The following is a 10,683-nucleotide window of genomic DNA, read 5'->3' on the forward strand; positions in this document are numbered from 1 at the left end:
GGCTTCGCAGGGGCCTCGCCCACGGGCGTGCTCAGCGGACGGCGGGACGCGTTGCGGCGTTGCCGTCGCGGGCGCACCGGGGGCGTCGGGCTGCAGACGGTCCCGCAGGAATTCGTCGCGCTCGTTCATGGGCTCCTCGGATGGACCGGTCTCAACCCAGTATCGGTCACCCGGCCGCGTGCAAACTTCGCCGGGGCCCGCGACGGCAACGCCGCAACGCGTCCCGCCGTCCGCTGAGCACGCCCGTGGGCGAGGCCCCTGCGAAGCCCGCGCCGCGTGTGCGCGATCACAGCAAACTTGCGAAATTGGCAGATCCGTCCAGCGGTTGGGTAGAATCGAGGCTCGGGTCGGGAAAATATCAACAGAAAACACCCATGTCGGCGACGTTGCCGACCGCCCGCTGCAGCGAATTTACGCCGCTGCCCGCTGGCGGTTAGACTTGGCGAAGTTGGCATGTCAGGCGGGTATTGTCATATCGTTTTACGACTTGTCGAAACAAGTTCCAGGCCACCGTTCAGCGCTGCACGGACGAATCCCTGACGGGTCGTCTCCACCTGGGGCACGGCTGATCGACAAGGCCGAAGGGGTCTTAGCCCGCAACCTCCGGGTGCGGCCCCGTCGGAGCCGCTCGTAACGGCAGCGAAGAACGTTCTGGTTGAAGGGTCAGGTGCATATGACGCCCAAGCGCGTCGGGTTATATAACCCCGCGTTCGAGCACGATTCGTGCGGGGTAGCCATGGTCGTCGATATGCACGGCCGTCGCAGCCGGGACATCGTCGACAAGGCGATCACGGCGCTGCTCAACCTCGAACACCGCGGCGCCCAGGGCGCCGAGCCGCGCAGCGGTGACGGGGCGGGCATCCTGATTCAGGTCCCGGACGCGTTCCTGCGCGAGGTCGTGGATTTCGAGCTGCCGCCTCCGGGCAGCTACGCCACCGGTATCGCCTTCTTGCCGCAATCGTCGAAGGACGCCGCCGCCGCGTGTGCCTCGGTGGAAAAGATCGCCGAGTCCGAGGGCCTGCAGGTGATCGGCTGGCGCAACGTGCCGACCGACGACTCGTCGCTGGGTGCGCTGTCGCGCGACGCGATGCCCACCTTCCGGCAGGTGTTCATGACGGGTGCCTCGGGGATGGCGCTGGAGCGTCGCGCCTACGTGGTCCGGAAGCGCGCCGAGCACGAGCTGGGAACCAAGGGCCCGGGCCAGGACGGGCCCGGTCGCGAAACCGTCTACTTCCCAAGCCTTTCCGGCCAAACCTTCATTTACAAGGGCATGCTGACCACCCCGCAGCTCAAGGCGTTTTACCTTGACCTGCAAGACGATCGGCTGACCAGCGCGCTGGGCATCGTGCACTCCCGCTTCTCCACGAACACCTTCCCGTCGTGGCCGCTGGCGCATCCCTTCCGGCGCATCGCGCACAACGGCGAGATCAACACCGTCACCGGCAACGAGAACTGGATGCGGGCGCGCGAGGCGCTGATCAGGACCGACCTCTTCGGCGATGACGTCGAGAAGCTGTTCCCGATCTGCACCCCCGGCGCCTCCGACACCGCACGCTTCGACGAGGCGCTCGAACTGCTCCACCTGGGCGGGCGCAGCCTGGCCCACGCGGTGTTGATGATGATCCCCGAGGCGTGGGAACGCCACGAGTCGATGGACCCCGCGCGGCGGGCGTTCTATCAGTACCACGCCTCGTTGATGGAGCCGTGGGACGGCCCGGCGTCGATGACGTTCACCGACGGCACCATCATCGGCGCCGTGCTGGACCGAAATGGCTTGCGCCCCTCGCGGATCTGGGTCACCGACGACGGCCTGGTGGTGATGGCTTCCGAGGCCGGCGTGCTCGACCTGGACCCGGCCAGGGTGGTGCGCCGGATGCGGCTGCAGCCCGGCCGGATGTTCCTGGTGGACACCGCCCAGGGCCGCATCGTCGCCGACGAGGAGATCAAGGCGGAGCTGGCCGCGGCGCACCCCTATCAGGAGTGGCTGGACAAGGGCCTGGTTCCCCTCGAGGGCCTGCCGGCGGGCGAGTACGCCCGGATGCCCCACGAGCGACTCGTCAAGCGGCAGTTGACTTTCGGCTACACCTACGAGGAGCTCAACCTGTTGGTGGCGCCGATGGTGCGCTCCGGCGCCGAGCCGCTCGGCTCGATGGGCACCGACACCCCGGTGGCCGTGCTGTCTCAGCGTCCGCGGATGCTCTACGACTACTTCCAGCAGCTGTTCGCCCAGGTGACCAACCCGCCGCTGGACGCCATCCGCGAGGAGGTGGTCACCAGCCTGCAGGGCACCACCGGCGGCGAGCGCGACCTGCTCAACCCGGACGAGGAGTCTTGTCACCAGATCGTGGTGCAACAGCCGATCCTGCGGAACTTCGAGCTGGCCAAGCTGATCAATCTCGACCCCGACGACGAGATCAACGGACGTCCGCACGGCATGCGGTCCAAGGTGATTCGCTGCCTGTACCCGGTCGCCGAGGGCGGCTCCGGGCTGGCCGCGGCGCTCGAGGAGGTGCGCGCGCAGGCGTCGGCGGCGATCGCCGACGGCGCCCGGGTCATCATCCTGTCCGACCGCGAGTCCGACGAGCGGCTGGCCCCGATCCCGTCGCTGCTCGCCGTGTCGGCGGTGCACCACCACCTGGTGCGCGAGCGGACCCGCACCCACGTCGGTCTGGTGGCCGAAACCGGCGACGCCCGCGAGGTGCACCACATGGCGGCGCTGATCGGCTTCGGCGCCGCGGCCATCAACCCGTACCTGGCGTTCGAGTCGATCGAGGACATGCTCGACCGCGGCGACTTCAACGGGATGGATCGCAACAAGGCCCTCAACAACTACGTCAAGGCCGCCGGCAAGGGCGTGCTGAAAGTCATGTCCAAGATGGGCATTTCGACGCTGGCCTCCTACACCGGCGCGCAATTGTTCCAGGCGGTCGGCATCTCCGAGGACGTGCTCAACGAGTACTTCACCGGGCTGAGTTGTCCCACCTCGGGGATCACCCTGGAAGACATCGCCGCCGACGTCGCCACCCGCCACAAGCTGGCATACCTCGACCGGCCCGACGAGCGCGCCCACCGCGAACTCGAGGTGGGCGGCGAGTACCAGTGGCGCCGCGAGGGCGAGTACCACCTGTTCAACCCGGAGACCGTATTCAGGCTGCAGCATGCGACCCGAACCGGGCAGTACAAGATCTTCAAGGAATACAGCCGTCTCGTCGACGACCAGAGCGAGCGCATGGCATCGCTGCGCGGGCTGCTCAAGTTCCGCGGCGACGTGCGGTCCCCGGTTCCGCTGGAGGAGGTCGAGCCCGCCAGCGAGATCGTCAAGCGCTTCTCCACGGGAGCGATGAGCTACGGCTCGATCTCCGCCGAGGCGCACGAGACGCTGGCCATCGCGATGAACCGCCTCGGAGGTCGGTCCAACAGCGGCGAGGGCGGCGAAGACGTCAAGCGATTCGACCGCGACCCCAACGGGGACTGGCGCCGCAGCGCCATCAAGCAGGTCGCCTCCGCCCGCTTCGGGGTCACGTCGCACTACCTGACCAACTGCACGGACATCCAGATCAAGATGGCCCAGGGCGCCAAACCCGGTGAGGGCGGCCAGCTTCCGGGCCACAAGGTGTACCCGTGGGTCGCCGAAGTCCGGCACTCCACGCCCGGCGTCGGGTTGATATCGCCGCCGCCGCACCACGACATCTACTCCATCGAGGACCTGGCACAGCTGATCCACGACCTGAAGAACGCCAACCCGGCGGCGCGTGTGCACGTCAAGCTGGTGTCCGAAAACGGGGTGGGCACGGTGGCGGCCGGGGTATCCAAGGCGCACGCCGACGTGGTGCTGATCTCGGGGCACGACGGCGGCACCGGGGCCACCCCGTTGACATCGCAGAAGCACGCGGGCGCGCCCTGGGAGCTCGGCCTGGCCGAGACGCAGCAGACCTTGCTGCTCAACGGATTGCGCGATCGGATCGTGGTCCAGGTCGACGGGCAGCTCAAGACCGGACGCGACGTGATGATCGCCGCGCTGCTCGGCGCCGAGGAGTTCGGCTTCGCTACCGCCCCACTGGTGGTGGCCGGCTGCATCATGATGCGGGTGTGCCACCTGGACACCTGCCCCGTCGGCGTCGCCACCCAGAACCCCGTGCTGCGCGAGCGGTTCACCGGCAAGCCCGAGTTCGTCGAGAACTTCTTCATGTTCATCGCCGAAGAGGTCCGGGAGTACATGGCGCAGTTGGGCTTCCGGACCTTCAACGAGGCCGTGGGTCAGGTCGGATCGCTGGACACGACGCTGGCGCGGGCGCACTGGAAGGCCCACAAGCTGGACCTCGCACCGGTGCTGCACGAGCCGGAGTCGGCGTTCATGAACCAGGACCTGTACTGCAGCTCGCGCCAGGATCATGGCCTGGACAAGGCGCTCGATCAGCAGTTGATCGTGATGAGCCGCGAGGCGCTGGACTCCGGCAAGCCGGTCCGGTTCTCCACCACGATCAGCAACGTCAACCGCACGGTGGGCACCATGCTCGGTCACGAGCTCACGAAAGCCTATGGCGGCCAGGGCTTGCCGGACGGCACCATCGACATCACCTTCGACGGGTCCGCCGGCAACAGCTTCGGCGCGTTCGTGCCCCGGGGAATCACCTTGCGCGTCTACGGTGACGCCAACGACTACGTCGGCAAGGGGCTGTCGGGGGGCCGGATCGTGGTGCGCCCGTCGGACAACGTGCCGGCCGACTACGTGGCCGAGGACAACATCATCGGCGGAAACGTGATCCTGTTCGGCGCCACCAGCGGGGAGGTCTACTTGCGCGGCGTGGTTGGTGAGCGGTTCGCGGTACGCAACTCCGGCGCCCACTCCGTCGTCGAGGGCGTCGGCGATCACGGGTGCGAATACATGACGGGCGGCAAGGTCGTCGTCCTGGGCCGCACCGGGCGCAACTTCGCGGCGGGCATGTCCGGGGGCACGGCCTACGTGTACGACCCGGACGGCGAACTGCCGAACAACCTCAACGCCGAAATGGTTGAGCTCGAGACGCCCGACGAGGACGACGCGGAGTTCCTGCGGTCGATCATCCAGGCCCACGTCGATGCCACCGATTCCGCTGTCGGCCAGCGCATCCTGGCCGACTGGCCCCGTCAGTGCCGCCACTTCGTCAAGGTGATGCCGCGGGACTACAAGAAGGTGCTGCAGGCGATCGCCGAGGCGGAGCGGGACGGCGTCGACGTGGACAAGGCGATCATGGCGGCCGCGCATGGCTGATCCGAGCGGCTTCCTGAAATACACGCATCGGGAATTGCCGAAGCGCCGGCCTGTCCCGTTGCGACTGCGCGACTGGAACGAAGTCTACGAGGACTTCGAGGAGGAGACCCTGCGCGAGCAGGCCACCCGCTGCATGGACTGCGGTATTCCGTTTTGCCACAACGGGTGTCCACTGGGCAACCTGATCCCGGAATGGAACGACCTGGTGCGCCGGGGCCGGTGGCGCGACGCGATCGAACGGCTGCACGCCACCAACAACTTCCCGGACTTCACCGGGCGGCTGTGCCCGGCGCCGTGCGAGCCGGCGTGCGTGCTGGGCATCAACCAGGATCCGGTGACGATCAAGCAGATCGAGCTGGAGATCATCGACCGGGCCTTCGAGGAAGGCTTTGTGGTGCCGCTGCCGCCGGACAAGCAGACCGGCAAGACGGTCGCCGTGGTCGGTTCGGGGCCCGCCGGTCTGGCCGCCGCCCAGCAACTGACCCGCGCCGGCCACAGCGTCACCGTCTTCGAGCGCGACGACCGCATCGGCGGGCTGCTGCGCTACGGCATCCCGGAATTCAAGATGGAAAAGCGCGTCCTGGACCGGCGGCTGGAGCAGATGCGCGCCGAGGGCACCGAGTTTCGGGCGAACGTCAACGTCGGGGTCGACATCACCGCCGAACAGCTGCGCGCCGACTTCGACGCGGTGGTGCTGGCGGGCGGGGCCACCGCGTGGCGCGACCTGCCGATCCCCGGCCGCGACTTGGACGGGGTCCACCAGGCGATGGAGTTCCTGCCGTGGGGCAACCGGGTCCAGGAAGGCGATGACGTCCTAGGGGAGGACGGCGAACCGCCGATCACCGCCAAGGGCAAGAGCGTCATCATCATCGGCGGCGGTGACACCGGGGCCGACTGCCTGGGCACCGTGCACCGGCAGGGTGCGATCGCGGTGCACCAGTTCGAGATCATGCCGCGCCCACCGGACACGCGCGCCGAATCCACGCCGTGGCCGACCTACCCGCTGATGTACCGGGTGTCCTCGGCGCACGAAGAGGGCGGCGAGCGGGTGTTCTCGGTGAACACCGAGGAGTTCGTCGGCAAGGACGGGCACGTGACCGGCCTGAAGGCCCACGAGGTGGCCATGCAGGACGGCAAGTTCGTCAAAGTCGAGGGCTCCGACTTCGAACTCGAGGCCGATTTGGTGTTGCTGGCGATGGGATTCGTCGGCCCCGAGAAGCCGGGCCTGCTCACCGAGCTCGACGTGAAGCTCACCGAACGCGGCAACGTCGCGCGCGGCGCCGACTTCGACACCTCGGTTCCCGGTGTCTTCGTTGCCGGTGACATGGGCCGTGGCCAGTCACTGATCGTTTGGGCGATAGCTGAGGGCCGGGCCGCGGCGGCCGGCGTGGACCGTTTTTTGATGGGTTCGACGGCGCTGCCGGCGCCCATCAAGCCGACGGCGGCCCCCCTTACGTAGTCACATCAGTCACACCAGAAACAGAAGAATTCAATTCGGCGTTTCTGCCCACGTTTGCCAGACGGTTGTTGTCTAATGGTTTGTTGTGGGCTCTGTCACAGAGTAGTCACGGGGGAGTCCCGCCAGAACGGACCGATCGCAGGAGTGGTCACTGTGCATGTCAACCCGTTACCTCGGTCGCGGATGGGGCGAATCGCCTGGTCGTGGTTTCGTCACCCGGTCAAGAGCCGCGAGTTTCCCGCTAAACACGAACGACTGATCACCGCCGAAGAGCTGATGCTGTTCGGGGTGTAGCCCCGACTCCACCCGCGCTGCCCGGGTTTGCTCGGGATTAGGCGTCCCACAACCCCGACTCCCGGATCGCCTCGGCCAATGGCTCCAGCACAGCGGCGTCATGCGGCGGGGGAAGGTAGACGATGCCGAGGTCTAGTCCTTCGGCGCCCAGCGCCGCCGCGTCCTCGATGACCTTTGCGTAGTTGAGGTCCGGCTCCAGTCGAAGGTGGGCCGACATCGTGATCTCTTTGGGGTCCCGCCCAATGTCCGCGCACCGCGCGGCCAGGACGTCGCGCTTCTGCGCGAACAATTCGGGCGGACCGCCGGCGAAGTTCCAGTGCTGGGCGTAGCGCGCGGTGATCGGCAACGTGCGCTTCTCGCCGCTGCCGCCGATGCAGATCGGCGGGTGCGGGCGCTGCACGCCCTTGGGCTCGTTGCGGGCGCCCTTGAGTTGGTAGTACTCGCCGGCGAAGTCGGTGGTCTCCTCGCTCAGCAGACTGATCAGCACCTGGCAGGCTTCCTCGAATCGGTCGAAGCGCTCCCTGATGGAGCCCAGCTCGATGCCGTAGGCGCCCGACTCCTCCTCGTTCCAGCCGGCACCGATCCCGAGTTCGAGGCGACCGTTCGAGATGATGTCCAGCGCCGCAGCCATATTCGCGAGCACCGCGGGGTGGCGGTAGTGAATGCCGGTGACGAGGGTGCCCAGTCGCAGCCGCTCGGTGGCCTGGGCCAGTGCCGTCAGGGTCGTCCAGCCCTCGAGGCAGGGACCGGCGCTGTCGGAGAAGATCGGATAGAAGTGGTCGAAGGTCCACCCGGACTCGAAGACCTCGATGCCGTCGGCGGCCTGCCAGACGGCGAGCATGTCGGCCCAGGTGGTGTTTTGGGGTGAGGTTTTGAACGCGAATCGCATTAACCCGACGGTAGTCGGGTTTTCTTAAGGGAAACTAAACTCGGCACGCGATGACATACACCCTTGGCCTCGACACCAAGATCACCCTGCTGGCGGCCGGGCTGATCTTCCTGCTCGCCCTCGTCCTCGGCGTCTGGAAATACCGCCAGATCGTGACCGCCGACGACCACCGCGCGCACCCGTACGTCGACATCGCACACCGCGCGGCGTTGCTCTACTCGTTCGCGACCCTGCTGCTGGCGGTCTTCGTCGAACTCAGCGCCTGGCCCACGTGGATCAACCTGACCGCGGCGGGCGTCGTCGTCTTCTTTTTCGTCACCGCGATCCTGGGCTACATCAGCCATGGGGTGCGGCGCGACACCGTCAACCAGTTCGAAAACCCAGGCCGCAGCCTGGAAGTCGCGATGGTGCTGCTGATCGTCGGCGAGATCGGCGGCTTCGCCGTCCTGCTCGCCGGCTTCATCGCCGGCCAGCTCTGGTGATCCGGCCGGGCACACTGGAGCCATGGACCCGGTAGCTGCCTTACGGCAGATCGCCTACTACAAGGACCGGAGCCGCCAGGACCCCCGGCGTGTGATGGCCTATCGCAATGCCGCCGACATCATCGAGGGCCTCGACGACGCGGCGCGCGAGCGCCACGGTCAGGCCAACAGCTGGCAGACGCTGCCGGGCATCGGGCCCAAGACCGCGAAGGTCATCGACCAGGCCTGGTCCGGCCGCGAACCCGACCTGCTGATCGAATTGCGTGCTGCCGTCGAGGATCTCGGCGGCGGCGACCTTCGCGCCGCGCTGCGCGGGGACCTGCACCTGCACTCGAACTGGTCGGACGGGTCGGCGCCGATCGACGAGATGATGGCCACCGCGTCGGCGCTGGGTCACGAATACTGCGCGCTGACCGATCACTCGCCGCGGCTGACCATCGCCAACGGGTTGTCGCCGGAGCGGCTGCGCGCGCAGCTCGACGTCATCGACCGGTTGCGCGACGAGTTCGCGCCGATGCGCATCCTGACCGGGATCGAGGTCGACATCCTCGAAGACGGCAGCCTGGACCAGGAACCCGAACTGCTCGAGCGCCTCGACATCGTCGTGGCCAGCGTGCACTCCAAGCTGTCCATGGACGCGCCCGCGATGACGCGGCGCATGCTGCGCGCCGTCTCCAACCCCCACGCCGACGTGCTGGGCCACTGCACCGGCCGGCTGGTCGCGGGCGGCCGAGGCATCCGGCCGGAATCGAAGTTCGACGCCGAGGCGGTGTTCACCGCGTGCCGCGACCACGGGACGGCGGTGGAGATCAACTCCCGTCCCGAGCGCCGCGACCCGCCGACCCGGCTGCTCAAGCTCGCGCTGGAGATCGGCTGCGTGTTCAGCATCGACACCGATGCCCACGCGCCCGGGCAGCTGGACTTCCTCGGTTACGGCGCCCAGCGCGCGCTGGACGCCGGCGTGCCGACCGACCGGATCGTCAACACCTGGCCCGCCGAGAGGCTGCTGGAGTGGACGGCCGCAAGCTAGCCGGTTGAGGTCAGGCCTGCCCGGTGCCCCCGTCGCTGCCGACGGCACCCAAGCCGAGCCCGCCGGAGCCGCCGACCCCGACGGTGCCCGCGTTGCCTCCGTTGGTGCTGAACGAACCACCATTTGCGCCCTGGCCGCCCGCGCCCCCGCCGGCACCGCCTGTGCCGGCGTTGCCGGGGAAGGAGCTGAAGTTGACGACGGCGCCGCCGCCTCCGCCGCCGCCGGTGCCGGTGCCGCCGGTCCCCGCGGCACCTCCGGCAGCGAAGAAGGTGGTGTTGGCCGCGAAGTTTGCTGCGCCTCCGGCGCCGCCGGTACCACTGGCGGTGGCGGCCCCTCCGCCGCCGCCTCCGCCTCCGCTGGCGGCTGCGGTTTGTTGTGCGGTCGCGCCCCCGCCGCCGCCACCGCCGGCGCCGCCTGACCCGGCACCGGCGGCACCGGCGCCGCCGCTGCCACCGTCGCCGCCGATCCCCAACGCCTGGACGGCAGCTCCATTTGTTGTCGAGGCGCTGCCGCCGTCGCCGCCGGTCCCGCCGGTGCCCCCGGTGCCGCTGCTGCCGCCGCTACCACCGCTGCCGACATGGCCGCCCGTGCCGCCGGCACCACCGCCACCCCCGCCGCCGGCGAAGATTTCGTTACTGCTCGCTGAGTCGGTCTGGCCGTTACCTCCGGTGCCGCCGTTGCCGCCCTGACCCCCGCCGCCGGCGGTGCCGTTGATTCCGCCGCTGGAGTTGCCGCCGGCCCCGCCGGTGCCGCCCTGGCCGCCGAGGCCGCCCTGCCCGCCGTACGCGTGGGCAAGGGCGCCGTCGGCGAGGCCGCCGGTGCCGCCCTGACCGCCCTGCCCGCCGGTGCCACCAAGTCCACCACCGCCGGCGGGCCCGAAGAACATTCCAGCCGCCCCGCCGGCCCCACCGGCACCGGCGTCACCGCCAATACCGCCGACACCCCCCTGTCCGCCAGCGTTACCGGAGCCGTCTCCGCCCGTTCCGCCCTGGCCGCCCTGGCCGCCGTTGCCGCCCAGACCGCCTGCCCCGCCGGCTCCGCCCAGCAGGGCATGGTTCGCGCCGCACAGGGACAACATGTGCCGATTGGCCCCGCCGGCCCCGCCGGCTCCGCCTTGCCCTCCGCCCGCGAGCACGCCGGGCCCGCCGTTTCCACCGGCGCCGCCGGCCCCGGCGGGACCGCCGCCGAGGAACCCATTGACGCCGCCGGCCCCGCCGGCCCCGCCTGCGCCGCCGACCACGCCACCCCCGCCGTTTCCACCGGTGCCCCCGTCATCGC

5 protein-coding genes and 2 pseudogenes are annotated in these 10,683 nt (G+C 68.9%); 5 read left to right on the forward strand and 2 right to left on the reverse strand.

The window, feature by feature from the left end:
• The 3 genes and pseudogenes from A5787_RS28140 to A5787_RS12925 all read left to right on the forward strand — a co-directional run.
• Positions 1-237 (forward strand): annotated as a pseudogene (locus A5787_RS28140) (hypothetical protein); the annotation flags it as partial.
• 436 nt (positions 238-673) lie between these two features.
• Entirely contained in the window at positions 674-5,251 is a 4,578-nt protein-coding gene (gene gltB / locus A5787_RS12920) for a glutamate synthase large subunit (protein WP_066967036.1), read from the forward strand.
• A complete protein-coding gene (locus A5787_RS12925) occupies positions 5,244-6,710 on the forward strand; it encodes a glutamate synthase subunit beta (RefSeq protein ID WP_066967038.1) in 1,467 nt (488 codons plus the stop codon). The genes gltB and A5787_RS12925 overlap by 8 nt, the downstream gene beginning before the upstream one ends.
• 331 nt (positions 6,711-7,041) lie before the next feature.
• Here the strand turns inward: A5787_RS12925 and A5787_RS12930 are convergent, their stop codons facing one another.
• Complete coding sequence (locus A5787_RS12930) at positions 7,042-7,893, reverse strand: LLM class F420-dependent oxidoreductase (RefSeq protein WP_066967040.1); 852 nt, start codon at positions 7,891-7,893, stop codon at positions 7,042-7,044.
• A 50-nt stretch (positions 7,894-7,943) separates the two neighbouring features.
• On the opposite strand from A5787_RS12930, the gene A5787_RS12935 reads away from it, so the two are divergent.
• Positions 7,944-8,375: a hypothetical protein gene (locus tag A5787_RS12935; protein WP_066967042.1), complete on the forward strand. Its 432-nt coding sequence runs from the start codon at positions 7,944-7,946 to the stop codon at positions 8,373-8,375.
• 22 nt (positions 8,376-8,397) lie between these two features.
• Positions 8,398-9,405, forward strand: coding sequence for a PHP domain-containing protein (locus tag A5787_RS12940; RefSeq protein ID WP_066967044.1), 1,008 nt, complete (start codon positions 8,398-8,400; stop codon positions 9,403-9,405).
• A 10-nt stretch (positions 9,406-9,415) separates the two neighbouring features.
• On the opposite strand, the pseudogene A5787_RS28490 reads toward A5787_RS12940, so the two are convergent.
• Positions 9,416-10,683, reverse strand: a pseudogene (locus A5787_RS28490) (PE family protein); the annotation flags it as partial.

The sequence above is a fragment of the Mycobacterium sp. 852002-50816_SCH5313054-b genome (genome assembly GCF_001667185.1).
Taxonomy (GTDB): domain Bacteria; phylum Actinomycetota; class Actinomycetes; order Mycobacteriales; family Mycobacteriaceae; genus Mycobacterium.

Bases quoted from the DNA above. Each gene is read 5' to 3' on its own strand.
- gltB (WP_066967036.1), top strand. From the start codon at position 674: ATGACGCCCAAGCGCGTCGGGTTATATAACCCCGCGTTCGAGCACGAT.
- A5787_RS12925 (WP_066967038.1), top strand. From the start codon at position 5,244: ATGGCTGATCCGAGCGGCTTCCTGAAATACACGCATCGGGAATTGCCG.
- A5787_RS12930 (WP_066967040.1), bottom strand. From the start codon at position 7,893: ATGCGATTCGCGTTCAAAACCTCACCCCAAAACACCACCTGGGCCGAC.
- A5787_RS12935 (WP_066967042.1), top strand. From the start codon at position 7,944: ATGACATACACCCTTGGCCTCGACACCAAGATCACCCTGCTGGCGGCC.
- A5787_RS12940 (WP_066967044.1), top strand. From the start codon at position 8,398: ATGGACCCGGTAGCTGCCTTACGGCAGATCGCCTACTACAAGGACCGG.